General features: G+C 72.3%; 16 protein-coding genes. 9 read left to right on the forward strand and 7 right to left on the reverse strand.

The window, feature by feature from the left end:
* The 3 genes from R3E98_11905 to R3E98_11915 all read left to right on the forward strand — a co-directional run.
* On the forward strand, nt 1-2,576 hold a 2,576-nt coding region (locus R3E98_11905), incomplete at its 5' end, for a crosslink repair DNA glycosylase YcaQ family protein (protein MEZ4424104.1).
* Between the two features lie 2 nt (nt 2,577-2,578).
* The gene (locus tag R3E98_11910; protein MEZ4424105.1) at nt 2,579-3,400 is read left to right on the forward strand and encodes a DNA-formamidopyrimidine glycosylase family protein; all 822 of its coding nucleotides are present in this window, start codon (nt 2,579-2,581) and stop codon (nt 3,398-3,400) included.
* A 250-nt stretch (nt 3,401-3,650) separates the two neighbouring features.
* Complete coding sequence (locus tag R3E98_11915; protein MEZ4424106.1) at nt 3,651-4,139, forward strand: response regulator; 489 nt, start codon at nt 3,651-3,653, stop codon at nt 4,137-4,139.
* 375 nt (nt 4,140-4,514) lie between these two features.
* On the opposite strand, the gene R3E98_11920 is transcribed toward R3E98_11915, so the two are convergent.
* A complete protein-coding gene (locus tag R3E98_11920) occupies nt 4,515-6,092 on the reverse strand; it encodes an alkaline phosphatase D family protein (GenBank protein MEZ4424107.1) in 1,578 nt (525 codons plus the stop codon).
* A 238-nt stretch (nt 6,093-6,330) separates the two neighbouring features.
* Here R3E98_11920 and R3E98_11925 point away from each other — a divergent pair, with 238 nt between their 5' ends.
* Both R3E98_11925 and R3E98_11930 read left to right on the forward strand, forming a co-directional pair.
* A complete protein-coding gene (locus R3E98_11925; protein MEZ4424108.1) occupies nt 6,331-6,918 on the forward strand; it encodes a hypothetical protein in 588 nt (195 codons plus the stop codon).
* A complete protein-coding gene (locus R3E98_11930) occupies nt 6,918-8,492 on the forward strand; it encodes a Ppx/GppA phosphatase family protein (protein ID MEZ4424109.1) in 1,575 nt (524 codons plus the stop codon). The genes R3E98_11925 and R3E98_11930 overlap by 1 nt, the downstream gene beginning before the upstream one ends.
* 11 nt (nt 8,493-8,503) lie before the next feature.
* Here the strand turns inward: R3E98_11930 and R3E98_11935 are convergent, their stop codons facing one another.
* Nucleotides 8,504-13,411 carry an NAD-glutamate dehydrogenase gene (locus tag R3E98_11935; protein ID MEZ4424110.1) on the reverse strand — a complete coding sequence of 1,636 codons (4,908 nt, stop codon included), beginning with the start codon at nt 13,409-13,411 and terminating at the stop codon, nt 8,504-8,506.
* 156 nt (nt 13,412-13,567) lie between these two features.
* Between R3E98_11935 and R3E98_11940 the strand changes: the two genes are divergently transcribed.
* The 3 genes from R3E98_11940 to R3E98_11950 are packed head-to-tail and all read left to right on the forward strand — an operon-like array spanning nt 13,568 to nt 18,083.
* Nucleotides 13,568-14,821: a DNA repair exonuclease gene (locus R3E98_11940; protein ID MEZ4424111.1), complete on the forward strand. Its 1,254-nt coding sequence runs from the start codon at nt 13,568-13,570 to the stop codon at nt 14,819-14,821.
* Nucleotides 14,818-17,256 (forward strand): AAA family ATPase, encoded by a 2,439-nt coding sequence (locus tag R3E98_11945; GenBank protein MEZ4424112.1) that lies wholly within the window; start codon nt 14,818-14,820, stop codon nt 17,254-17,256. Before R3E98_11940 ends, R3E98_11945 begins: the two co-directional genes overlap by 4 nt.
* Complete coding sequence (locus R3E98_11950; protein ID MEZ4424113.1) at nt 17,253-18,083, forward strand: alpha/beta hydrolase; 831 nt, start codon at nt 17,253-17,255, stop codon at nt 18,081-18,083. The genes R3E98_11945 and R3E98_11950 overlap by 4 nt, the downstream gene beginning before the upstream one ends.
* A 65-nt stretch (nt 18,084-18,148) precedes the next feature.
* On the opposite strand, the gene R3E98_11955 is transcribed toward R3E98_11950, so the two are convergent.
* From R3E98_11955 to R3E98_11965, 3 genes are all read right to left on the reverse strand, one after another.
* Nucleotides 18,149-18,433, reverse strand: coding sequence for an OsmC family protein (locus R3E98_11955; GenBank protein ID MEZ4424114.1), 285 nt, complete (start codon nt 18,431-18,433; stop codon nt 18,149-18,151).
* Nucleotides 18,434-18,625 carry a hypothetical protein gene (locus R3E98_11960; GenBank protein MEZ4424115.1) on the reverse strand — a complete coding sequence of 64 codons (192 nt, stop codon included), beginning with the start codon at nt 18,623-18,625 and terminating at the stop codon, nt 18,434-18,436.
* A gap of 231 nt (nt 18,626-18,856) precedes the next feature.
* Nucleotides 18,857-19,594, reverse strand: coding sequence for a polyphenol oxidase family protein (locus R3E98_11965; protein MEZ4424116.1), 738 nt, complete (start codon nt 19,592-19,594; stop codon nt 18,857-18,859).
* A 128-nt stretch (nt 19,595-19,722) separates the two neighbouring features.
* Between R3E98_11965 and R3E98_11970 the strand changes: the two genes are divergently transcribed.
* The gene (locus R3E98_11970) at nt 19,723-22,599 is read left to right on the forward strand and encodes a 2-oxoglutarate dehydrogenase E1 component (protein ID MEZ4424117.1); all 2,877 of its coding nucleotides are present in this window, start codon (nt 19,723-19,725) and stop codon (nt 22,597-22,599) included.
* 152 nt (nt 22,600-22,751) lie between these two features.
* Here the strand turns inward: R3E98_11970 and R3E98_11975 are convergent, their stop codons facing one another.
* Nucleotides 22,752-24,110: a M20/M25/M40 family metallo-hydrolase gene (locus R3E98_11975; GenBank protein ID MEZ4424118.1), complete on the reverse strand. Its 1,359-nt coding sequence runs from the start codon at nt 24,108-24,110 to the stop codon at nt 22,752-22,754.
* Nucleotides 24,107-25,129: a hypothetical protein gene (locus R3E98_11980; protein MEZ4424119.1), complete on the reverse strand. Its 1,023-nt coding sequence runs from the start codon at nt 25,127-25,129 to the stop codon at nt 24,107-24,109. The genes R3E98_11975 and R3E98_11980 overlap by 4 nt, the downstream gene beginning before the upstream one ends.
* Between the last annotated feature and the right edge of the window lie 214 nt (nt 25,130-25,343).

The raw sequence follows: 25,343 nt of genomic DNA on the forward strand, positions 1-25,343 counted from the left end.
AGGAGCGGCTGCGCGCGCGTCACGGGCTGGACGAGCGCGCCGCGGGCAACCTCCTGGCGCTGCTCTCCGATCAGGTCGAGTCGGGCGGACAGGCTCCTGCAGCAGACCGGATCGTGATCGAGCAGTTCGTCGACGAGGTAGGCGACTGGACCGTGGCGGTGCTGTCGCCGTTCGGGACCCGTGTGCACGCCCCCTGGGCCATGGCCACCGCGACCCGGCTGCGCCGCGCCTACGAGGTGGACGTAGACACGCTCTGGACGGACGACGGCATCGTGTTCCGTCTGCCGGACTCCGACGAGCCTCCTCCGGCCGAGCTGTTCCTGCCCGCCTCCGACGAGGTCCGCGATCTGGTCGTGGACCAGTTGGGCGGCACGGCCCTCTTCGCGTCGCGGTTCCGCGAGAACGCCGCGCGTGCGCTGCTGCTGCCGCGGCAGCGTCCGGGCCGTCGCACGCCGCTGTGGGTGCAGCGTCGGCGCTCGGCGGACCTGCTGGAAGCCGCCGCGCGCTTTGCGGACTTCCCGATCGTGCTGGAGACCTACCGCGACTGCCTGAACGACGTCTTCGACATGCCGGGGCTGCTGGAGCTGCTCTCCGGCATCGAGGACGGACGCATCGCCGTCTCCACGGTCCGGACGCGCAAGGCCTCGCCCTTCGCGGCGTCCCTGCTGTTCGGCTACGTCGCCAACTTCCTCTACGAGGGGGACGTCCCGCTCGCCGAACGGCGCGCGCAGGCGCTCATGCTGGACCACGAAGCCCTGCAGCAGATCCTCGGCGAGCCCGAGCTGCGCGAGCTCCTGGATCCGGACGCGATCACGGCCGCAGCGCGCCGGGCGGCCCGTCTCGACGGGACCCGCCCGCTGCGGGACCACGACGACGTGCACGACGCGCTCCTGGGTCTGGGCGACCTCACGCTGGACGAGATCGAGGCGCGGGCCGTGGAGCCCGAGCGCATGACGGCGACGCTCGGGGAGCTGGCCCTGGCCCGCCGGGTCGTGACGCTGCGCATCGCGGACGAGGAGCGCTTCGTGGCCGCCGAGGACGTCGGGCGCTTCCGCGACGCGTTGGGGGTGCCTCCGCCTCCCGGGCTGCCGTACGCCTTCCTGGAACCCGTCGCCGATCCCCTGGGCGATCTGCTGCGCCGCTACGCGCGCACGCACGGCCCGTTCACGACCGCCGACGCCGCGAGTCGGTTCGGGCTCGGTGTGGCACCGGTGGAACGGGCGCTCGAGGAGCTGGCCTCCCGCGGAGCCCTCGCGTTCGGGCACTTCCTGCCGGGCGGGAAAGGGCGGGAATGGTGCGATCCGGGAGTGCTGCGCGACATCAAGCGGCGGTCCCTGGCCCGGCTGCGCGCGCAGGTCGAACCGGTGGAGCCCGCGGTGCTCGCGCGCTTCCTGCACGACTGGCACGGGCTGACCCACCCGACCCGGGGCGTCGACGCCGTCTACGAAGCCGTGCAACGCCTGCAGGGGGCCGCGGTCCCGGCCTCGGACCTCGAGCGCGGTCTGCTTCCCGCCCGGGTCCGCGACTACGACCCGCGCGATCTGGACGAGCTGTTCACGTCGGGCGAGGTGGTGTGGCAGGGCGTGGAGCCGATCGGAGAGCACGACGGTCGCATCGCGCTTTTCCTGCGCGCGGAGGCGCCCCTCCTGGCCGCCGTGCCCACGCGCCTGGGAGGCGAGGTCGAGGAACGGATCCGCGCGGCGCTGATCCAACGGGGCGCGCTGTTCTTCCCCGAGCTGCATGCCCTGTGCGGCGGATTCAAGCCCGAGGTCATCGCTGCCCTCTGGCGGATGGTCTGGGCCGGTGAGGTGACCAACGACACGCTGGCTCCGTTGCGCTCGCTGCGCCGGGCGCGCGCTGCCGCTCGACGCGGGCGCCGCACGCGGGGCGGGAGCGCCCTCCCGCCGGGCACCCTCGGGCGCTGGTCCCTCTTTCCGCAGCCCGACCCCTGGCCCACCGAGACCGAGCGCGCCGCCGCCCTGGTGGAGCAACTCCTGGAACGGCACGCGCTCGTGACCCGCGAGGTGGCGCGCGCCGAAAGCGTGCGCGGCGGCTTCTCGGGCGTCTATCCCGTGCTGCGGAGCATGGAGGAGGTCGGCCGCCTCCGTCGCGGATACTTCGTCGAGGGCCTGGGCGGCGCCCAGTTCGCGCGCGCCGGGGTCGAGGACCGTTTGCGGCGTTCCCGGGACGAAGAGGGAGCCGAGGCGCGGGTCGACGTGGTGTGGGCCACCGACCCCGCCAATCCCTACGGTGCGCAGCTCCCCTGGCCGGAGCGGCCCGGGGCACGACCGGCCCGCGCCGCCGGCGCCCAGGTGATCCTGATCGGCGGCCGGGCCGCCGCGTGGATCTCGCCCGCGGCCAAACGTGTGTTGACGTTCCTCGATGCCGACGCGCCTCCCGACGAGTGGCGGCTTCTGGCGGAGGCGCTTTCCGACCTGCCCGACCGGCGGGGTCGTGGCGCTCTGCTGCTGACCAGTGTGGACGGCGAGACGCCGGACGCTTCCCCGCTCGCGGATCCCCTGCGGACCGCCGGCTTCACGCCCACGACACGTGGGTGGCTGAAGCGACGCGGATAGCGGTGCCCGAAGGCGACACCATCCATCGGGCCGCGCGGACGCTGTCGCGCGCGCTCGTGGGGCAGCGCGTCGTCGCGGCACGGAGCGGCGTGCCGGGCCTCGGCTCGCGCGTCTCGGCGCTGAGCGGGTGCACCGTGGCCGCGGTCGAGGCACGCGGGAAGCACCTGCTCATCCACCTGGACGACGGGCAGACGTTGCGCACGCACATGCGCATGACGGGTTCCTGGCACCTCTACCGACCCGGAGAGCGGTGGCGCAAACCCGCCGCTCGCGCGCGGGTGGTCCTGGAGACGGACGCGTGGACCGCCGTGTGCTTCAACGCGCCCGACATCGAGCTCGAGCGGAGTGGTCGTCTGGATGCGGAGCTCGATGCCCGCCTCGGGCCCGACCTGCTCGCAGAGGAGTTCGACGCGGACGGGGTCGCGGCACGCTGGGCATCGGAGCCGTCGCTACCGATCGGCGTCGCGGTCATGCGCCAACGCCTCGCGGCGGGGATCGGCAACGTCTACAAGTCCGAGCTCCTCTTCCTGCTGGGGATCGATCCCTTCGTGCAGACCGGGGGCCTGCCGCGCGCAACGCTGCGTCTGCTCGCGCGCGAGGCGCGCACGCTGCTGCTGGCCAACCTGGGCCCAGGCCCGCGCACCACGCGGCGCTCGCTCGATCCGGGAAGACTCTGGGTGTACGGACGGAGCGGGGAGCCGTGCCGCCGCTGCGGCACCCCGATCCGCATGCGACGGCAGGGGGAGGAGGCGCGCTCGACCTACTTCTGCCCGGTGTGCCAACCACCGGGAAGCCTCGGGAGCGAGGGCCCGCCCGACCTCTGAGCCGCTTCGCGACGTCCCTGCCTCGTTTCGAGGGCACTCGCGGCCGCCGGCGCGCTGCACGGGACCGTGTGGGCCGCTCCCGGGACGGGAGGGCAAGACACACGGTGGCAACGGCTTGTGCACGCTGGATGGGAGCGGGGACCCTCCCGTCGGCATCCGCCTTGCGACCGTTCGGCTCCCCCGCGCGGCAGGGCGCCGCCGCCGCGGCGCACCACGACGACGGGCGCCCTTTGCATCCCGGAGGTGACCCATGAGCCTGCACTCGGCGGACTCGCCCCTCCTCCGCTCCGAATCTCCGACCGTGGACCCGCTTTCGCTCCAGACCGCCACGGATCCGCTCCCCGACACCGACGGTGTGCTGCAGCGGCACGCTCCGCGCCGTGTCCGCCTCGTGCTCATCGAAGATGATGCAGACCTCTCCTTCGTGTTCCAGGCGATCCTGGAGCAGGAGGGCTTCGAGGTGATGACGGCCGCCAGTGGCGAGACCGGGGTCGCAGCCACGATCCGCACCTTGCCCGCAGCCGTGCTCACGGATCTGGGCCTCCCGCGCATGGATGGCATCGCGGTGGCCCGACACCTGGACGGCGTACAGGAGACCCGCCACATCCCCCGCATCGCGCTCACGGGACGGGTGCAGGACCGGATCGGTGAGACGGCCGAGCTCTTCCGCTCCGTCCTGCTGAAGCCCGTCTCCCGCGAGGAGCTGCTGACCGCCGTCCGGAGCGCCACGGACGCCTGATGTGCGGGGACGGACCTGGCGCCTCTTGCGCGGCGGCGGGTACCCTGCGACCGTGGCGTCCGGGTGGCCGGAGTCTCCGGCCGTGTCAGGGTCACTGCACCCCTGGTGGTTCGGATGCAGAATCGGTACGAACGGCCTGTCCTACAGGCCTTCGGGTCCCTCCGGGAGCTCACGATGGTGGGCTGGACCGGTGCCAACGATGGGTGCTCCATCGTCGGCCCGGGCGTGGTCGGCAACGGCAACAATTACCAGCAGGTCTGCGGTAATTCTCGCTCGTAGGTCCGTCCGGATGCTGGACAACGGACCGGGCGGTCTCTTCGGAGGCCGCCCGGTTTCGCGTCGCGACGGGATGGGACCCGTGGGCGCGTCCCGGCCCTACACCTCCACCGCTCCCGGCCGCCCGTCCTCCACGACGAAGCTCGCCCGCGTGTGCGCGGGCGAGCCGGGCCGCGAGACGTACTCCAGCACCTTGTAGTCGGCCCGCCATTCGGTCGGAGAGACCGTGCAGGACACCCAGCCGCGTTGGCCGTTGAACAGCTTCACGTGCGGATTGAGCGCCAGCATGTCCGCCGTGGAGTCGTAGCGGTCCTGCCCGTCTCCACCCGAGCTGATGGACGTCCCGACGAACTCGGTCGCGACGGTCGGCGCGCGCGCGCTCTCGTAGTCCACCTTGACGTCCGCGACCCAGTGCGTGTGGATGTCGCCGGTCAGGACCACCGGGTTGGCCGGCTTGGCCTCCGCCAGGAAGCCCGTCAGCCGCTGACGGGGGGCCACGTACCCCGCCCACTGGTCCAGCGGGTAGGTGAGCTCGCCGTCCAGCCGGCTGCGCACCTCGGCCAGCATCACCTGGTTGGCGAGCACGTTCCAGCGCGCCTCCGAGCGCGCCATCCCCTCCAGAAGCCAGCGCTCCTGGTCGGCACCCATCATGGTGGCGTCTTCCAGGTAGGCCTCCGCACAGCGGGGACGGCGTCGGTCTCCGCACGGCTGGTCGGTGCGGTACTGCCGGGTGTCGAGCACGTTCAGCTCGATCAGGCCACCGAGCTGGAGGCGCCGATAGAGCAGCAGGTCCGGTCCCCGGGGCATCTGGGCCCGGCGGAGCGGCATGTGCTCGTAGTAGGCCTGATAGGCGGCAGCCCGCCGCAGCAGGAATTCGTCCCGGGGCGCGTTCCGCTCGGAGACCGCCCCGGCGTAGTTGTTGTCCACCTCGTGGTCGTCCCACGTAGCTACGAACGGCACGTGCGCATGGGCCGCGCGCAGGTGCTCGTCGCTCTTGTACTGGGCCAGGCGGCGTCGGTAGTCGTCCAGCGTGACGATCTCCGGCCCGTTGTGGCCCCTGACCCGCTCGTCCGTGCCGTCCTCGTAGATGTAGTCGCCCAGATGGACGATGAGGTCGATGTCCTCCTGCGCGAGGTGCTCGTAGGCGGTGTAGAGCCCCTGCTCCCAGTGCTGGCAGGAGACGAAGGAGAAGCGGTAGCGCTCCGGCAACGCGCCCGGCGCCGGAGCGGTGACGGCCCGCCCGACCGGGCTCTCCGCGTCCCGCGTCGAGAAGCGGTACCAGTACTCGCGCCCGGGCTCCAGGCCAGCCACCTCCAGGTGGACGGCGTGCGCCAGCTCGGGGATGGCGGTGACGGTGCCGTGCTGCAGGATGCGCCCGAACGACGGATCGGTGGCCAGCTCCCACCCCACGGACAGAGGGCCCTCCAGCAGGCGCTCGCCCTGAAGCGGGTCGGCGACGAGCCGCGTCCAGAGCACCACGCCGTCCGGGGTGGGATCGCCCGAGGCCACCCCGAGGCCGAATGGATCCAGTCCCAGGCGCACCGGGCGCTCCCGGCCGCACCCGGGCAGCGACCCCAGGGCCAGCAGGCCGGCGAAGTCCCTCATCCGGGCCAGGAACGCGCGCCGCGTGTCCCCGACATGACCCTTCCGACCCGTCGGGACCGGCAGTCCCTCCATCTGCACGAACGCCTCCGCGTGGGGGTGCGAGCCGTGGTCGCGACCGACCTGCGTCGGTACCTTTGCCCCGTTCGGGGGGCGTCCCCCAATGTGCCCAGCCGGAGGCCGGTCATGCCAGGATCGTATCCCAGTCGTTTCGGGGCCGTGACCGCGCGCGGTCGGAAGGGACCGCGAGATTCCAGGCGGGGGTACGGACCGCTCGGGCGCCCGGACCCCACCGGCTGAGGTCCGGCCCCGCATGTCCCGGGTCGCACGTTGCACCCTCCAGGTGCTCGCCCTGATCGTGCCCTCCGGGCTCGCCGCGCAGGACCGAACGGACGAACCGACCCGGGTGGAGGGATCCCTGGAAGCCTCGCTGGCTGCATCCACGCTCGCCGGCACCGCGAGCCCCCTGTGGGGCTTGGGCGTCGGGATCTGGATGGGCGACCGTCTGTTCCTCGGGGGCCGCGGCGCCGGCCTCCCCACGGCCCTCGAGCTCGACCGGCCCGGGCGGGACCCCGAGCGACTCGACTTCGGGTACGGCGGGCTGCAGGTCCGGGTGCGGACCTGGACCACACCGACGCTCGACATCGACGTGGGTCTGCTCGTCGGCGCCGGCCGCGCCCGGTTGCGCGACGCCCTCGTCGGGATCGAACAGGGCGCGGACAACCTGGTGGTCTCGGAGCCCGCCCTGCGCCTCCGACGCTCGCTGTGGGAGGATCGCCTCCACGGCGGCGTCGCGCTGGCCTACCGCATGGTGTGGGGCGTGGAGGACCTGGCCGGGCTGTCCGCGGACGACCTGCACGGGCCGTCGCTCTCGGTGTCCCTCTCCGTGGAGCGGCGTTGATGGAGACGAGCCCGGACATCGGGACCGGCACCGCCGCGCTGCTGGAGGAAAGTCCCTTCCCTGTGCGCGTGGCCTGTGTGGACACGGGGTCCAACGCCATCCGCTTCCTGGCTGCCGATTTCTTCAGCCCCACCCGCTGGCATCCCGTACACTACGAGCGCGTCCCCATCCGCCTGGGTCATCAGGTCTTCCTGAACGGCAAGCTGGCGTCTTCCCAGATGGATGCGTGCGTCGAGGCCTTCGCGGGGTTCCGCGAGCACCTGGACCGCCTGGAGATCCAGCACTTCCGCGCCGTCGCCACCAGCGCCGTGCGCGAGGCCCAGAACGGCGAGGCGCTCATCGAGCGCATCCGCCAGCAGACGGGGATCGAGCTGGAGGCCATCAGCGGCTCCGAGGAGGCGCGGCTGGTGCACCTGGCCGTGACCAGTCGGATCGACATGAGCCAGAGCAAGTGGTTGCTCGTGGACGTGGGCGGCGGATCGGTGGAGGTGTCGCTGGCCGACGACGTCGGCATGTTGTGGTCGCAGTCGCACACGATGGGCTCCGTGCGGCTGCTGGAGGAGCTGTCCGGAGCGGGGGACGATCCCGGTCGCTTCCGCCGGCTCCTCGGCGAGTACGTCTCCGTGCTCCGACTGCCGTCCGCGGCCGCCTACTGGCAGCCGGCCGGACTGATCGCCACCGGCGGCAACATCGAAGCGCTCGCGGACTTCGTGTACGCGGCTCCGGACGACCGGGGTGTGGCGCAGCTGACGGTGGACGACCTGACGTCGGCCATCGAGCTCCTGGCCCGGCTCTCCTTCCACGACAAGAAGGAGCAGTTCGGCATGCGCGAGGACCGGGCAGACGTCATCCTGCCCGCTGCCATGGTCTACGCCCGCGTCGCCGAGCTCGCGCAGGTGGAGGAGATCCAGGTGCCGTTCGTCGGTGTGAAGGAAGGCATCCTGCTCGACCTCGTCGACCAGATCCTCTCCAGCCGCCAGCACGAGGAGCGTCAGCTCGCGCAGGTCACCACGGCCGCCGTGGCACTCGGGCGCCGCTTCCTGTTCGACGAGGCCCACGGCACCACGGTGGCCCGGCACGCCGACGCCCTGTTCGTCCAGCTCGAGGCCCTGCACGGGCTGGATGCCCGCGACCGTCTCGTCCTCAGGGCCGCGTCCATCCTGCACGACATCGGGCTGTTCATCTCCTACAAGCGCCACCACCACCATTCCCTGTACATCCTCACGGGCTCGGAGCTGCCCGGCTTCTCACCCGAGGAGATGAAGGTGGTGGCCAACGTGGCGCGGTATCACCGGAAGTCCGGCCCGGCGCCCCATCACGAGCACTACATGGAGCTTCCCCACGAGGACCGCATGCGGGTCACCGCGCTGGGGTCGCTGCTACGGCTGGCGGACGCCCTCGACCGCCAACACTCCGGGATGGTGGAGGAGGTGCGGGCGCGGGTGGACGGCATGGTGCTCAAGCTCGAGCTCGAAGGCCGCGGGGACCTGCTGCTCGAGCGCTGGGCGCTGGCCAAGAAGAAGAATCTCTTCGAGGAGACCTTCGGCCTGAAGGTGAAGGTCCGGGCGCGGTAGTCGGGCTCCCTCTAGACCTGGCCGGACACCACGCGATCGGCCAGCGTGCTCACCTCGCGCACCACCACCGACAGCGGCGCCAACCCCTGCGCGCTCTCGCTCTGGATCTCCTCCACCAGCTTCGCGATGCGCACGGCGCCCCGGCGCTCGGCCCGCTGCAGCTCGGCCAGCGCGGCGTCCACGCTGCTCGCGTGCGCGCGCTCCATCAGGTGGGCCACCACGTGGCGGTGCGCCCGGCCCAGGTCTCCGCTGAGGGCCTGCGCCGCCCGCTGCTCCCAATGACCCGTCCCCGCGGCCCGGAAGATCTCCTGACGCAGCCAGGGCAGGCGCATCAGCTCCGACGCCCCGTAGAACGCGCGCGCCGCGTCGATGGGCTCGGCCTCGGTGCCGCGCGCGATGCCGAGGATCTCCAGGAGGTGGTCCAGGAACCGGAGCGTGATGGCGTCGCGCGCGAACGCCGGGTCGGCGCCTTGCGCCACCGCCTCGGCGACGCGCTGCTCGTAGACGACCTTGTCCAGCCCGCGCACGACGTCGGGGAACGCCTTGCGTAGCGCATGCAGCGGCTGGGCGTTGCGCTCGGCGATGGTGGCCACCGCCTCGTCCGGGCTCGCGTTCTGCAGCACCCACCGCGTGGTGCGCTCGAAGACGCGCGCCAGCCGAAGGCGCCAGGCGTATGCGGCCGCGGCGCTCAGGTCGGCCCGACCGTCCAGGGCCTGGAAGATCAGGTGGTGGTCGGCCAGACGGGCCGTGATCAGCCAGGCCCGCAGGACCTCGGCGGCGCTGCGGCCGGTCTCCGACACCATGCGGTACACGAACGTGGCCCCCATGAGGTCCACCAGGTCGTTCGTGAGCTGTCCCGCGATGATCTCGCGCCGCAGGCGGTGGTCGTGCAGGATCTCCGGGCCGGCCTGCTGGACCGCCCGCGGCGGGAAGTAGCGCACCAGGTAGGCCGCCGTGGCCGGATCGTCCGGCAGACCGCTGTCGAGCGCCGCGCGCGTCGCGTAGATCTTCGCGTAGGACAGCAGGACGGCCAGCTCGGGGCGGGTCAGGAACTGACCGCGCTCCCGACGCTCGGACAGCTCCTCCCAGCTCGGCAGGGTCTCCGCGGAACGATCGAGGAATCCCTCGCGCTCGAGGCCGGAGATCAAGGTACGGAAGTCGTCCAGCTGCTCGGGACAGCGCAGCTCGTCCAACGACACCGCGAGGCTCTGCGACGAGTTGTCCTGCAGCACCGCGTCGGCCACCTGGTCGGTGAGCTCCTCGAGCAGCGCGTTGCGCTGCTCCAGGGACAGCGCACCGCTGGCCACCACCGCGTTGAGCAGGATCTTGAGGTTGACCTCGTGGTCGGACAGGTCCACGCCGCCCGAGTTGTCCAGGGCGTCGGTGTTCAGCCGTCCGCCCCGTAGCGCGTACTCGATCCGGGCGCGCTGGGTCAGGCCCAGGTTGCCCCCCTCGCCCACGACCTCCACCCGCAGCTCGGGCGCGTCGATCCGCACCGCATCGTTCGGCGGATCGCCCGCATGCGCATGGCTCTCGGTCGAGGCCTTCACGTACGTCCCGATGCCGCCGTTCCACAGAAGCTCGACCGGCGCCTTCAGGATCGCGCGCACCAGCGCCTCGCCGTCGGCCACCACGTCGTCCGGGGCGAGCCCGAGCGCGGTACGCGCCTCCGCGGTCAGCTCCACTTCCTTGGCGCCGCGCGGGATGAGCATGGCGCCGGTGCTCATGACGGTCTTGTCGTAGTCGGCCCAGCTCGAGCGTCCGAGCTGGAACACCCGCTCGCGCTCGCGGAACGAACGCTCCGGGTCCGGATCGGGGTCGATGAAGATGTGCCGATGATCGAATGCGGCCAGCAGCCGGATCTGACGGGACAGCAACATGCCGTTGCCGAACACGTCCCCGCTCATGTCGCCGATCCCGACGACCGTGAACGGCTGGGTCTGGATGTCCTTCCCCTTCTCGTGGAAGTGACGCTTCACGCACTCCCAGGCACCGCGGGCCGTGATGCCGACCGCCTTGTGGTCGTACCCGTTGGAGCCGCCGGACGCGAAGGCGTCCCCCAGCCAGAAGCCGTAGTCGGCGGCGATGGCGTTGGCCACGTCCGAGAAGGTGGCCGTGCCCTTGTCCGCCGCCACCACCAGGTAGGGATCGGGCTCGTCGTGGGCGAAGACCGCGGGCGGGGGCACGGGCTGACCGTCCACCAGGTTGTCGGTGAGGTCGAGCAGGCCCCGGATCAGGGTGCGGTACTGCTCCTTGGCCTCCTCCGCCTGGGCCTCGCGGTCCGGCAGGCGTCGCAAGGTCACGAAGCCGCCTTTGGATCCCGCCGGCACGATCACCGCGTTCTTGACCATCTGGGTCTTCACCAGACCCAGGATCTCGGTACGGAAATCGTCGGGGCGATCGCTCCAGCGGATGCCGCCGCGCGCCACCTTGGCTCCGCGCAGGTGCACACCCTCCATGCGCGGCGAGCGCACCCACACCTCGTACAGCAGGCGATGCCGGGCCAGGTCGGGCATGCGCGTGCAATCGAACTTCAGCGAGATGTACGGCACTCCGCCCGAGCGACCCGTGGCCGCCTGACCGCCGTGCCGGTAGTAGTTGGTCCGCACGGTCGCGCGGAGCAGCGTCCAGGCGTTCCGGAGGACACGGTCCTCGGCCAGCAGATCCACGCTCCGCAAGCCGGTGCGGAACCGGCTCTCGATCGCGGCGATCTCCGTCTGGCGCGATTCCAGGTCGGGTGCGCCCTCGGGGTCGAACGCGGTACGGAACGCCTCGAACAGCAGCGCCGCCAGCTCGGGGTAGCGCTCGAGCGTCGCCGGCAGGATCTGGCGCGAGGGCACGGCACCCAGTTGGAACGCATAGGTGGCGTAGGCGCGCAGCACCTCCACCTCACGCCACGTCAGGCGCGCCTTGAGCACCAGCGCGTTGAGGCTGTCGTTGGAGGCGTCGCCCGCCCGCACCGCCAGCAGGAGGTCGGAGAGCAGCGTCCCCACGTCGGTGACCGGGATGGGCTCTCCGTCCGCGCCCTGGATCTGGAACGCGTAGATCACCGTCTTGGTGCCGCCCAGATCGGTCACGTCGAACGGCGTCACGCCCAGCACACGGATGCGCGCATTGTCCAGGATCGGCATGAAGTCCGACAGGACCAGACGGCTTCCGCGCAGATAGAGATTGAGCGACGTCCAGCGCTCCCCCTCGGCCTCGGTGTCCGGGTTCCACAACAGGATCGATTCGCTGCGCTCGTCGGCGCGCATCGCTTCGACCTCGAGGATCTCCCGCACCGCGGTCTCGGCGTCGGTCGCGACCCGATACTCACGGCTGAACGCGTCCCCGTACCACTGCGCCAGTCGCCGGGCCTCGTCCGGTGGACGCACGCGCGCCAGTCCCTCCGCCACCCGGTCCGCCCAGCTGACGATCAGTGCCAGGATGGAGGTCTCCAGCGCGTCGCGATCGACGGACTGGAACCGCTCCGCCGGACCGGCCAGCGAGAAGTGCAGCCGCGCCTGGTCGCCGGACCCCAGCGCCAGATGGTAGTTCAGGACCTCGGCAGCGAAGCGCTCCACCAGGAGCGCCTCCACGCTCTTGCGCACATCCGCCGAGAAGCGCTCCCGCGGGAGGATCACCGTCACCACTCCGCCCCGGCCCAGGCGATCCTCGCGCGTGGTCACCCGCACCTCGTGGGTGTGGTAGGCCTTGAGGATGGTCTGGATCTCGGAGCCCACCACCGATGCCGGAGAGAGGAACAGGTCCTCCTTGGGCATCGAGTTGAAGATCGTGATGATCTCCTTGTAGTCGTGGGAGCCCTTGCTCACACCGGAGGACGTGAGGATCTCCTGCAGCTTGGTGCGCAGGATCGGGATCCGGGCCGCGTCCTCACCGAAGGCCTTGGACGTGAACAGGCCCAGGAACCGATCCTCGCCGACGATCCGGCCTCGTTCGTCCAGCCGCTTGACGCCGATGTAGTCCATCCGCGCGCGGCGGTGCACCGTCGACTCGGCGTTGGTCTTGCTGATGATCAGCGTGGGGCCACTGTCCACGAACGCGCGCATGGCTTGCGGCAGGTCGCCGACGGACACCGGCTCCGAGAACGTGGAGCGCGATTCGTCGCGCAGGATGCCCAATCCGGACCCGTCCTCCACCTGCACCGTCTTCGTGGGCGAGCTCGGATCGCCGTGGATGGCGTACGCGCGGTAGCCCAGGAACACGAAGCCGCCGTCGCGCAGCCAGCGCAGGAACTCCTCGATCTCCTCGAGCTCGGACGCGAGCGCCGGCTGCTCCTCCGCGGACGCATCCAGTCGTTCCACCACCCGGTTCACGGCGCCGACCATGTCGTCGAAGTCGTCCGTGGCCGCCACGACGTCCGACAGGCGACGGTGGATCTCGCGCTCCAGGAACGCGAGCGTGTCCGGGTCCGTGACGCGGGCCACCTCGCAGTGGATGATCGATTCCAGCTCCCGATCGTCCGCGGGACGCACGTCGTACACACGTCCCTGGGGCGTGCGGCTCACGTGTACGAGCGGGTACACGTAGTTCTCGATCTCCATCCCCTGCGAATGCAGGAACTCGCGCAGGGTATCCACCACGAAGGGGCGTTCGGACACGTTGGTGCGGATCACCGTGACCGGAGCGTACCAACCCTCTTCGTTGTCCTGGTCGGGGTTGACCACCTGCACGTCCACCCGGTCGGGGCGGCTCTTCTGCAGGAAGCGCAACACGCCCAGCACCAGTTGCGCGAGGGCCTCGGGCGGCCGCTCGCGCACGAACTCCGGGCGCGCCTTCGCGAAGAGGCGCTCGGCCAGGCGGATGGCCAGGCCCGCCTCGTCGGCGGCCACGCGTTGCAGGAGGAGATCGCAGACGGCGCCCGCCTCGGGCGAGGAGGCCCGGATGGCGGTGAGTGTGGCCTCGGTGGCCTGGCTCATGAGCTTCGGGGAGGACCGTTTCGGGTGGGCAGCACGGAGACGCACAAAGCTATGTACGGGCCCACACCACGCAAATGGCGGCGATTCCGGCCGGAAGCGACGCGCGAGCGCCCCGCGCGCCCTTCATGGTGTCGCAGCGGCGCCGTACCTTATCGCATGCGCTTCCTGCACCTCGCCGACGTCCACCTGGACACGCCGTCGCCCGGCCGCACGGAGGTGGTGCGCACGCGTCTGCGCGCGGCCTCGCGGGACGCGCTGCACGCGGCGGTGGACGTGGCGCTGGCGGAGCACGTCCACGCGGTCGTCGTGGCGGGGGACCTCTTCGACGGGCAGCGCCTGTCCTTCGACTCCGAGCGCTTCCTGCTGGCGGAGCTGGCTCGTCTGGGGGAGGCGGGCATCCCGGTCGTCTACGCCACGGGCAACCACGACGCCCCCGAGCTCGGCTCGCGGGCCTTCGAGCTCCCCTGGCCCGACCACGTCACCGTGGTGGCGCGGGCCGAGCCCGTGCGTCGGGTGGTGCACGACCGGGACGGCACGCCGGTGGGCGCCATCACCGCCATCGGCCACGCGTCCGCCCGCGAGACCCGGGACCTGTCCGCGCTCCTGCCCGACGCCCCGGCCGACGGCATCCCGGAGGTCGCCGTCCTCCACACCCAGGTGCGGAGGGCCGAGTCGGCGGAGCGCCATCACGCGTATGCGCCGTCGACCCTGGAAGGCCTCCTCCGCCGCGGATACCACGCGTGGGCCCTGGGGCATGTCCACCGGCGGCAGATCCTCTCGGCGGCGCCGCTCGTGAGCTATTGCGGCAACCCGCAGGGCCGCACGTTCAACGAGACGGGACCCCGCGGGGTCCAGATCGTCGACCTGGCCGCGCCGGGAGCCCCGCGGGTCACCTTCCACGAGACGGCCCGCCTCCGCTTCGAGACGCTACCGGTGGACGGGCTGGAGGACTGCCGCTCCCTCGATGCCCTGTGCCGCGAGGTGGCGGCCCGCTGGGCCGACCGTGGGGCCGGGGCGCTTCCGGGCACCGAGTGGCTGCTGCGCGTCGAGCTGGGCGGTCCCTGCCCGCTCGCGGCGGAGCTGGCCGAGCCGGAGGACCTGCGGATCCTCGAAGACGAGCTGGCGGGTGCGCTGGGCGCGCTCGAGGTCGAGGTGCTCGCGGATACGCACCCCGTCCTGGACGTGCAGCACTTCCGGGACCGGGACGACGTGCTCGGCGAGGCCCTGCGGCTGGTCGCGGGCCTGGAGAGCGGCGCGGAGGACTGGAATCGGGTCGCGCCCGACGAGCTGGCCGGCGGCGAGACGACGGCCGGACCCGCGCGCGAGGCCTACCTGCGCTCGCTCCTGGCCGGGGCGCCGGTGGAGCTGCTGGCCCGGATGCACCTCCCGGAGCGGGAGCGGGAGCCGTGAGGATCGAACGGGTCACCATCGGCGCCTTCGGGCGCTTCGAGGCCTTCGATTCGGGGGCCGATGCGCTGGGCGCGCTGACGGTCGTGACCGGACCCAACGAGAGCGGGAAGAGCACGTTTTTCACGTTCCTCACCACGCTCCTGTACGGCTTCTCGCCGGTCGCCCTGGAGAAGCATCCGTACACGCCGTGGTCGGGCGCGTCCATGGAAGGGGAGGCCCGGCTGCGCCTGGACAACGGCACCTCCCTGGCCCTGCGCCGCAGGCTGCTGGGCAGCCCCTGGGGACGCCTGGAGGTCGAGGGGGCGGAGACCGACCTGCGCAATCGGCCGCTTCCGTTCGTCGAGCACGTGCCGCGCTCGGTCTTCACCCAGGTGTACGCGCTCACGCTCGCCGAGCTGGGGCACCTGGAGGGCGCCACCTGGTCCACCATCCAGGACCGCATGATCGCCTCGCTGCTGTCGGACGACGTGCGGCCCGCCCGTGAGGTGGCCGAGACGCTCGTGGGCGAGGCGGGGGCGCTCTGGCGCCCCAACCGGCGGGGTCATCAGAGCAGCCGTGCCCTCGCGGAGACCCTGCGCGACCTGCAGCAGCAGCGGCGTGAGGCCAGCGAGCGCGACGCGCGCCTGCGCGACCTGGACCGCCGGCTGGGCGAGCGCGGCGAGGCCCTCGCCGGGCTGCGGGCGGAGCGGGCCGACGCGCTGACGCGCCTCGAGCGGCTGGAGCGCCTGCTTCCGGACGCGCACCGTCTGGCGCGCCTGGACGAGCTGGCCGTCCGCCCCCGGACGTCCACGGCGGAGCTGCCCCTCGACCCCGCGGGGGAGTTGGCGCGGCTCCGCCGGGAGGCGGACGAGCAGGCGGAGGAGGAGGTCCAGGCGGGCGCCCGCGCCGAGCGGCTGGAGGCCCGGCGCGACGAGCTGCGCACCCGCGCCCGTCCCGTGATGGACGCCGAGGAGCGCCTGGACCGGCTGCGCGTGACGGCGCTGCCGGCTCTGGCTGCGGACGGCGAGCGGGCCACGGTCGAGCGCGAACGGGCCCGGCTGGAGTCCACGCCCGCCGACGCGCCCGCGCCCGCCGCCCTCTCCGACCCCGTCCGCCCCGCTCAGGCGGCCGCCGCCCTGGCGCTGGCGGGGCTGGTCTGCCTGGTCTGGGCGGGGCTGGGCGGCGGGCTCCCCGCGTACGGCGTCGCCTTCCTCCTGCTGGGTGGGGCGGCGACCCTGGCCCTGCGCGCCGTCGGGGCGGTCCGCACGGCGGCCGACGCCCGGCTGCAGCACACGCTGGCCCGGACCCGCGCCGAGGAGCACACGGCCGCCCTGGAGCGCCTGCGCGCCCGCGAGGGCGAGCTGCGCGCGCGGGTGGAGGAGGCGGAGGCGGACGCCCAGGCCCTCGCCGCCGACCTGGGGGTCTTCGAGGGCGCGGGGCTGGCCCGCACCCTGGAGGGTCTGGAGCAGCTCCGCAGCCGGGCCCGGGAGTGGAGCGCGGAGGCGCGCTCCCTGGACGAGGCCCTCGAGGCCCTGCGCACCGAGCGGACCCGTCTGCAGGAGCGCGCGCAGCGGAGCGCCGGGGCGGCGCGTGCGCTGCACGAGCGGTTGGCCCGCCTCGGGGACGGCGACCCCGACGCGGGCGTGCAGCGGTTCGTGCGCAGCCAGGCGCAGGACGCGGAGTCCCGCCGGCTGCTGGACGAGATCCGGGAGCGCCACGGCAGCGTCGAGCGCCTGCGGCACGCCATCGAGGAGCACGTGCGGGAGGTCGGTCCGGTCGAGGACGCCGCGCTCGCGCGCGCCCGGGCCGAGCAGCAGGAGCGGGCCGAGCGCATCGAGGACCTGCGGGGCGAGGTGGCCGGCCTGGAGAAGGACATCGCCCACCTGCGCACGGGCCCGTCGGTGGCGGACGTGGACGGGGAGATCGAGAGCGTGCGGGTCGAGCGGGCGCGCCAGGAGCGGGAGCGCGACCGCAAGATGCTGCTCGCGGGCATCCTGGCGGAGGCGGACCGTCGCTTCCGGGAGCGCCACCAGCCGGACGTGGTCCGGCGGGGAGCCCAGTACGTGGCCCGGATCACCAGCGGCCGCTACCACACCCTGGCCACCGGGGACCGGCCGGGCGAGCCCATGTTGTACGTCAAGCACAACGGCGGCCCCGGCATCGACGTCACCGGACCGTTGAGCACGGGCACCAAGGAGCAGATCTACCTGGCCCTGCGTCTGGCGGTGGTGGACCACCTCGACCACGGCCGCGAACGGCTCCCGCTCTTCCTGGACGAGAGCTTCGTCAACTGGGACGCGGAGCGGCGCGACCAGGGCCTGCGCCTGCTCAAGGAGCTCTCCCGCCGCCGCCAGGTGTTCGTCTTCACCTGCCACCGCGACCTGGCGGACCGGCTGCAGACGCTCGGCGCCCGCGTCCTGCGTCTGGGCGACGGGGAGCAGGTCGAGCTCTGGTGAGCCCGCCCGCGTCGGGCCTGGCCTGGACGCGGTACGGGGAGCAGGGGCCTCCGCTCGTGCTCCTGCACGGCTTCGCGGGGAACCAGAGCACCTGGCGGTTCTGGACGCCCGAGCTGGCCGCGGACCACCAGGTCTACACGGTGGACCTGAAGGGCTTCGGGGACTCGCCCCGGCCCCGGGACGGCCGGTACGCCCCGGCCGATCAGGCCGCCCTGATCGACGCCTGGTTGGAGGAGCGCGACCTCCGTGACGTCACCCTGGTCGGGCATTCCCTGGGGGGCGGGGTGGCCCTGCTCACGGCGCTGCGCCTCCTGGACCGGGGAAGCGAGCGGGTCCGGCGGCTGGTGGTGGTCGCCGGGCCGGCGTTCCCGCAGCCCCTCCCGCGCTTCATCTCGATGGCGCGGGTACCGCTCCTGGGCACCCTGGCGCTCCACCTGCTCTCTCCGGAGCGGGTCATCCGGATGGCGCTCTCCTCCATCGTGTTCGATCCCGCCGGCCTCACCGACACCCAGGTGGCCAACTACGCCGACCCCCTGGGCCGCCCGGGGGGACGCTACGCCCTGTTGGAGAGCGCGCGTCAGATCGTGCCGACCGATCTGGCGCAGGTCGTCACCCGGTACCCCCGCCTGACCCAGCCCACGCTGCTGCTCTGGGGCCGGCAGGACATCGTGATCCCGGTCGGGATCGGACAGCGCCTCGCCGCGACGCTGCCCCGGGCCCGCCTCGAGGTCCTCGATCGCTGTGGGCACGTGGTGCCGGAGGAGCGTCCGGAGGCGTCGCTGGCGCTGGTGCGGGCCTTCCTGGCGGAGCACCCGCTGGCGCGCTGATCCCGCGCTCGGTCGCCCGGGCGGCCCGGGCATGCCGCGCCCCGGTCACGGCGCCCGCGCCCCGGTCACGGCGCCGGGGCCTGCTCCTCCTCCACCTCCGCGCTCCAGGTCACCCGCACGGCCCCTTCGAGGGAGCGCGCGGTCGGGCACCTGGTGGCGTGGCGCTCCAGCGCGCGATCCACAGTCTCCCGGGTCCCGGCCGGGATCCGCAGGCGGTAGGCCACCTGGATCTCCACCAGCGTGGGGATCCGGTCCCGCTCCTCGTTGATGCCCGTCACGTCCGCCACGATCGCGTCGGGCGCCAGCTTGATCCCGCGCACCTCCAGTGCGCCGTTGAGGGTTCCCAGCATTCAGCCGCCGGTGGCGGCCACGATGTAGTCCACCGGCAGAGGCAGGTCGACGGCGTCCTCGAGGCCGAACAGGCGCTTGATGGGCCCATGGACGCCCATCTCCACCGTCGTGCCCGTCTCGAGGCGCGCACGCCGGTGCACACCCTCCACCTTGGCGATCCGCGCCCGGCTCGCGTACAGGGGCTCGCTCATCCGCTTCGTCCTTCCTGGGAATCGGGTGCGGGGTCGGGCGGCGAGTCCGCGGACCCCGGCTGCTCCATCCTGCGCTCGAAGCCCGCGCACGTCCACACCGGCAAGGGCGGATAGCGCGGAAAGCGGGGATCGGAGCGGGATCGTTCGCACAGGTGGAACTCCGATCCCCGCCGGCTCTCGATCTGGCGGTGATGGACGCAGGCCGCGCACAGGCCGGGAGGAACGCCCATCTCAGCCGCGCAGACCCAGGTAGCCCACCTGCCGTCCGGCGTGGCCCCCGCGGTGGGAGAACCAGGTGCCCGCCGGAGCGCAGCGCGTGCACTCCGTCGAGACCGTCACCTGCCCGGCCGGAACGCCCGCCGCCAGGGCCTGGGCCCGCAGGCGGTCCCGGAGGTCCACCGGCCGAGGCCCGTCCGGCCGGGGCAGCCCCAACGCCTCGTGCACCTCCGGCCCCACCTCGTAGCAGGTCCCGCAGATGGAGGGCCCCAGGTGGACGTGCAGGTCCGCCGCCCCGGCGCCCACCGCGCCCACCGCCCGGACCCCGCGGGACAGGATTCCGGCCGCCACCCCCATCCGGCCCGCGTGCAGGAGCGCGATGGCCTTGTGCTCGGGAGCGAGCAGGAAGACCGGGACGCAGTCGGCCACGCTCACCGTCAGCAGGGTCCCGAAGCGGTCGGTGGCGTGCCCGTCGGCGGGGTCGGTCAGCAGGATGCCCGGGGGCAGGGCGGCGTGCCACAGCACGTCCGCGCCGTGCACCTGGGGTGCGTGGACCACTGTGGCGAAGCCGAGCTCCTCGCGGAGCCGCCGCCACCGGTCGGGGGCGCCCGGCCGCTCGCCGCCGAACCAGCGCAGGTCGAACGGTGCGTCGTCGTCTCCGCGGGCCGTCATGCCGGCTTGCACCCAGGGCCAGCGCTCCTCCCAGGCGTGCAGGGAGTGCAGCGGAAGGGCGCCGGCGTTGGCTCGCATCATGCGTTCACTCCTCGCAACGGAGCCGGCGGCGCGTCCTGGACCGCTCGCCTTGCTCGCGGAATACAATAGGTTTAGCGAAGACGACTCCGCTTCCACCTCCCCACGTGACCGGACGATCCCGGCCCCGAATGAACGACAACCTCTTCGACGCCACCAACACGGCGTACGCCCAGGACCTGTACGAACGGTACGCCCGGAACCCGGATTCGGTGCCCGAGGCATGGCGCCGGATCTTCAAGGAGGCCGACCTGGCGCGGGCGTCGGGGCTGATCGAGCCAGAAGCGCTCGGGGGCAATGGACGCGCCGCCCACGCCCACCACGCCACGGTGGTCGCCACGCTGCCGGCCGCGCCGACTCCGGCGACGGCCCCCGCGACACCCGGGAAGACCAGCCCGGCGCCGGCCGCCGCAGGGGCCGCCCCGACCGGTGTGGACGAGCACATGCTCCAGCTCGCGGCGCGCGGGTCGGCGCTGGCGCAGGCGTTCCGGGACCACGGGCACCAGCTCGCGCACCTGGACCCGCTCGGCAGCGAGCCCCCCGGTCATCCGCAGCTGGACCCCGAGTTCTTCGGGACCTCGATGGAGGAGCTGGAGCGGATCCCGTCGTCCGTGGTCTTCGGTCCCGGCGCGGAGGGCTCGCTGGCCGAGCGGCTCCGGCTGCTGCGCGAGGTCTACTGCGGATCCATGGGCTTCCAGTTCGAGCACCTGGAGGATCCCGGGCGCGCCCAGTGGCTCTGGCAGGCGGTGGAGTCGCGCGAGTACACCCAGCCGCTCTCCGACCGGGAGAAGCGGGGTCTGCTGGAGCGACTGACCGAGGTCGAAGGCTTCGAGCAGTTCCTGCATCGGACCTACCTGGGACAGAAGCGCTTCTCGCTCGAAGGCACGGACATGCTGGTGCCGCTCCTGGACGAAGCCATCCGGGAGGGGGCGCGCGACGGCGCGGAGAAGGTGGTGCTGGGGATGGCCCATCGGGGCCGCCTGAACGTGCTGGCCCACATCGTCGGTGTGCCCTACGAGAGCATGCTGGCTTCGTTCGAGGGCGCGCCCCGGAAGGCCATCGGAGCCGTCGAGGCCGGCACCGGCGACGTGAAGTACCATCATGGCGCGGTCGGCACCTATCTGCTGGAAGACGGCGGCGAGGTGTCCGTGCGGCTGGCGCCCAACCCCAGCCACCTGGAGTTCGTCAATCCGGTGGTGGTGGGCATGGCCCGTGTGCAGCAGTTCAAGGGTCCGGAGCAGGACGCCGAGCAGGATCTGCGCTGCGTGGTCCCCGTCGTCATCCACGGGGACGCGGCCTTCGCCGCGGAAGGCGTCGTGGCCGAGACGCTCAACCTGGCTCGGCTGAAGGGCTACGCGACGGGCGGCACCATCCACGTCATCGTCAACAACCAGATCGGCTTCACCACGGAGCCGCACGAAGGCCGCTCCACCCGCTACTCGTCCGACGTGGCCAAGGGCTACGACATCCCCGTCATCCACGTGAACGCGGACGATCCCGCCGCCTGTCTGGGCGCGACCCGACTGGCCATGGCGTACCGCGCCCGGTTCGCGGACGACATCGTGATCGACCTGATCGGCTATCGACGGCACGGGCACAACGAAGGGGACGAGCCCGCCTACACGCAGCCCCGTCTCTACGACCGGGTCCGTTCCCATCCGACGGTCCGCACGCTGTGGGCGGAGCGCCTCGTGCAGGAAGGGGTGATCGCCGAGGCGGAGGTCGATACCCTGCGCGACGAGTACACGGCCCGGTTGCGCAACGCCCAGGAGGCCCTGAAGGCGGACGAGGCGCCGACACCTCCCAAGGCGGAGGCGGAGGCCCCGGCCGCGGTGGAGATCCCCGACGTCCGCTTCGACGCGCTCGTCGAGCTCAACCGCCGGACGTTCTCCTGGCCCGACGGCTTCCATGTGCATTCCAAGCTGGTCAAGCAGTTGGAGCGGCGCGTCGCCGACTTCGGGCCCGACGCGCGCCTGGATTGGGCCCATGCGGAGGCGCTGGCCTTCGCGACCCTGCTCGAGGAAGGCGTGCCCGTGCGGCTCTCCGGACAGGACTCCGAGCGGGGTACGTTCTCGCAGCGGCACCTGGTCCTGCACGACTCCGAGACCGGCGACGAGTTCATCCCGCTGCACCATGTGGGGCAGGCCCGCTTCGAGGTCTACAACTCGCCGCTCACGGAGACCGCCGTTCTGGGCTTCGAGTACGGCTACACGGTCGTCGCGGACCGTGACCTCGTTCTGTGGGAAGCGCAGTTCGGTGACTTCGTCAACGTGGCCCAGGTCATCCTCGACCAGTTCATCAGTTCCGGCGCCACCAAGTGGGGCCAGCACGCCCGGCTGGTCATGCTGCTCCCGCACGGGTACGAAGGGCAGGGCCCCGAGCACTCGAGCGCCCGTCTCGAGCGCTTCCTGCAGCTGTGTGCCGAGGAGAACATGCGGGTGGCCTATCCGACCACCCCGGCGCAGTACTTCCACCTCCTGCGACGCCAGGCCCACGCGGTGCCCGAACGCCCGCTCGTGGTCATGACGCCCAAGAGCCTGCTGCGCCTGCCCGCGGCCTCGTCTCCGGCGGCGGAGCTGTCCGACCGGGCCTTCCAGGCCGTCCTGGACGACCCGACCGCGGAGAGCCGGCGGGACAGCGTGCGGCGGTTGGTCCTGTGCAGCGGGAAGTTCTACTACGACCTGTCGGAGTCGGACCACCGCAAGCAGGCCGCCGATGTGGCCGTGGCGCGGGTGGAGCAGCTCTATCCCTTCCCCGTGGACGAGCTGGACCAACTGGTCCGGCGCTATCCGGCCCTGGAGGAGGTGGTGTGGGCGCAGGAGGAGCCCCGGAACATGGGGGCCCTCTCCTTCGTGGGACCTCGCCTGCGCATCGTGGTGCCGCGCACCATCCCGTTGCGCCACGTCTCCCGTCCGGAGCGGGCTTCGCCGGCGGAAGGAAAGGCGCAGGACCACCAGACGGAGCAGCAACGTCTCATCCACGACGCGCTGGTCGTCGAGGGCCGCTGACGGCGCTCCGGCCTGTGCAGACGGAAACGGGGCACCCGCGGCTGCGGGTGCCCCGTTGTCGTTCCGGTCCTGCGGGAGGGTGCGCCCGCCGGTCGGAGGCGGTGGAGACCGGCGGGCGGACAGCCCGACCGACTCCGCTCCGCTCCGACCCGCTAGCGACGCTGGATGAGCCCCTGCGGATAGGCCACGGGGCTCTCGTTCCCGTCCTGGCCCACGGCCGCCACGCCGAACAGATAGTTGTCGATCACCAGGTTCTCGAGCGTGAACTCGCTCACGCGCCCCACGAAGCGGCTGTGCTGCCACTGCGGCGCGGTCGTGTCCCGCCAGTAGATGCGGTAGCCGGCGAGCACGGGTGAGTCCACCGGCGTCCACGCCAGCGTGGTGGACGGCTGCACGGCCCCGCCGATGCGCACGTCCGTCGGCGCGGGTGGGGCCCACGCGATCGCGGCCATCGTGGCCGCATTGACGGCCGTGAGTCGGGCGGCGTACTCGAAGTCGACGCCTTCGATCACGTCCCCGTACGCGATGCCGTTCTCGGTCCGCAGGTCCTGGTGCTGCATGACGTAGTTCTCGTGCGTCTCCATGATGCGTACGCCGGGGAAGCCCACGTCGTTGAAGGGCCGATGGTGGCCGCCCCGCCCGAAGCGATCGAGGCGGTAGACGAGGATGGCGTCCAGGTTGGTGAAGTAGGTCTCGGTGACGCGGTCCACGTAACGGGCGAGCTGGCGGGAGGGACCGTCCACCTCACCGCCGTAGATCCGGTAGCGCGCGCGGGCCCGCTCGTCCTCGGTGACGGGAGTCGGCTCGGAGAAGACCCGGAACGTGCTGTTGTCGATCACACCGTCGATGCCCATGATGTTGCCGATCATGTCGTTGTTCAGCACCCCCACGACGTCCCAGCCCTGGTCACGCGCCAGCTCGGCCATGTGCTGACCGCCCCACAGGCCCTGCTCTTCGCCCGACAGACCCATGTAGACGATCGAGCTCGGGAAGCGATGCTGGGTCAGCAGGCGCGCCGCTTCCAGCACGCCGGCCATCCCGGATGCGTTGTCGTTGGCACCCGGCGCGTCGGTCTCCCCGTCCAACGTGTTGGACGCACGCGAGTCGATGTCCCCGGACATCATGATGTAGCGATCCGGATGCGCCGTCCCGCGCTGGATCGCCACCACGTTGACGACGCGCACCTCGCGCGGAACCCGCTCGCTGGCCGGGATCACGGAGGACTCGTAGCGCACCTCCAGACACCCTCCGCACGCAGCGGAGATGCGGTCGAGCTCGGCCTTGATCCAGCGGCGGGCCGCGCCGATGCCGCGCGTGGTGGAGACCGTGTCGGACAGCGTGTTGCGCGTGCCGAAGCCCACGAGGGTGCGGATGTCCGCCTCGATGCGCTCGGCCGAAGCGCCTTCGACGATCGCGTAGATGCGCGGGTCGGTGTCGGGCGGAACGTCCTGCGCCCCCAGCGCGGGCGCGAGCGCGCCGAGAGCCAGGAGGGAAAGCAGCCCAGGTTTCATGCGATTCGCTCCTCGCCGTACTTCTCCGAATGCAGGGACCTGGCCTGGGACACCCAATCCTCGCGCAGGATCCGGCCTGGATACTCCTGTAGCGTGGCGTTCATCCGCTGCACGTCCTCCACCGTCCAGGCCGCGATCTGCCGGTATTCACGCACGCCCAACGCGTGCAGGCGTCGCTCGATGGCCGGCCCTACGCCGCGGATCGCGCGCAGGTCGTCCGGCGTGGCGCGCGGTCGCTGCTCCAGCTCCGCCACCCGTCTGCGCAGCCGCTGGAGCTCCAGGGCGTTGCCGTCCTCCACGGCCGCGCGCTCCAGCTGGGCGACGCGCGCTTCCAGGATGGACACCTGTCGGTCGCGCTGCTCCCGCAGCGCCCCCAGCGCCGACTCGAGGCGCAGGCGTTCCGCATCGTGCTCGCGGCGGAGCAGATCGATCTGATCGGTGCGCTCGCGCACCTGGTCGACCAGCGGCTCGAGGTCCAGGATGCGCGCCTCCCGCAGACCGAGCGCCTGCTCCAGCTCCTGGAGCCGTGTGCCGCGCCGCGACAGCCGCGTGGAGAGCTCCCGCTGGTCCTGGAGAAGTCCGTCCAGCTCGGTCCGGGTGGCGCGGAGCTCCACCTCGTAGCGGTCGGAGCGCTCCAGGGCCGCGGCCAACCGCTCGTCGAGCAGCGCGAGCTTGTCGCACAGGAGGCCGCGTTCCGCGGCGGCCGCCTCGAGCGCGCGGTCGCGCTCGGCCAGATCGTCGCGCAGGGTGGTCACGCGTCCACGCTCGGCCTGCAGGTCCGTGGTCACGGCCTGGACGCGGGCGCGCGCCTGCTCCAGCTCCGTCCGATGGGATTCCGCGGCGTTCTCGAGCCGCAGCAGCCAGCCCTCCTCCACGGCGCGGGCCCGACGGCGGAAGCCGTCCTCCTGCGCGCGGAGCCGGTGGGTGGAGCGCGCCCGGACGAGGAGCCCGCACAGGGTGGCGCCCACCGTGAGGGCGCCGAGCAGCCAGGGCCAGAGCTCGGAGAGGCGCGCGGACATGTCCTGGGGTTCGGGGGGCCGGGGAGGGCCGGGGGGCCGGCGCAGGCAACGTAGGCGCGGCGCGAATGGCGTCGCAAGGCGTCCGGCGCGCGCCCCGCGACACCCTGCCGGAGTCGCTCCGGTTTGGTACCTTTCGCCACGCGAACCGTCCGCATCCCGGGTCGCCCCGAAGGCCGGGCGGCTCCCGCTCCCGATCCCCACGGCAGGACCGAGC

The organism is Gemmatimonadota bacterium (assembly GCA_041390125.1).
GTDB lineage: Bacteria > Gemmatimonadota > Gemmatimonadetes > Longimicrobiales > Gaopeijiaceae > JAGQIF01.

Coding starts and splice junctions, on each gene's coding strand:
- R3E98_11915 (MEZ4424106.1), top strand. CDS start 3,651: ATGAGCCTGCACTCGGCGGACTCGCCCCTCCTCCGCTCCGAATCTCCG.
- R3E98_11920 (MEZ4424107.1), bottom strand. CDS start 6,092: ATGGAGGGACTGCCGGTCCCGACGGGTCGGAAGGGTCATGTCGGGGAC.
- R3E98_11925 (MEZ4424108.1), top strand. CDS start 6,331: ATGTCCCGGGTCGCACGTTGCACCCTCCAGGTGCTCGCCCTGATCGTG.
- R3E98_11930 (MEZ4424109.1), top strand. CDS start 6,918: ATGGAGACGAGCCCGGACATCGGGACCGGCACCGCCGCGCTGCTGGAG.
- R3E98_11935 (MEZ4424110.1), bottom strand. CDS start 13,411: ATGAGCCAGGCCACCGAGGCCACACTCACCGCCATCCGGGCCTCCTCG.
- R3E98_11940 (MEZ4424111.1), top strand. CDS start 13,568: ATGCGCTTCCTGCACCTCGCCGACGTCCACCTGGACACGCCGTCGCCC.
- R3E98_11955 (MEZ4424114.1), bottom strand. CDS start 18,433: ATGCTGGGAACCCTCAACGGCGCACTGGAGGTGCGCGGGATCAAGCTG.
- R3E98_11960 (MEZ4424115.1), bottom strand. CDS start 18,625: ATGAGCGAGCCCCTGTACGCGAGCCGGGCGCGGATCGCCAAGGTGGAG.
- R3E98_11965 (MEZ4424116.1), bottom strand. CDS start 19,594: ATGATGCGAGCCAACGCCGGCGCCCTTCCGCTGCACTCCCTGCACGCC.
- R3E98_11970 (MEZ4424117.1), top strand. CDS start 19,723: ATGAACGACAACCTCTTCGACGCCACCAACACGGCGTACGCCCAGGAC.
- R3E98_11975 (MEZ4424118.1), bottom strand. CDS start 24,110: ATGAAACCTGGGCTGCTTTCCCTCCTGGCTCTCGGCGCGCTCGCGCCC.
- R3E98_11980 (MEZ4424119.1), bottom strand. CDS start 25,129: ATGTCCGCGCGCCTCTCCGAGCTCTGGCCCTGGCTGCTCGGCGCCCTC.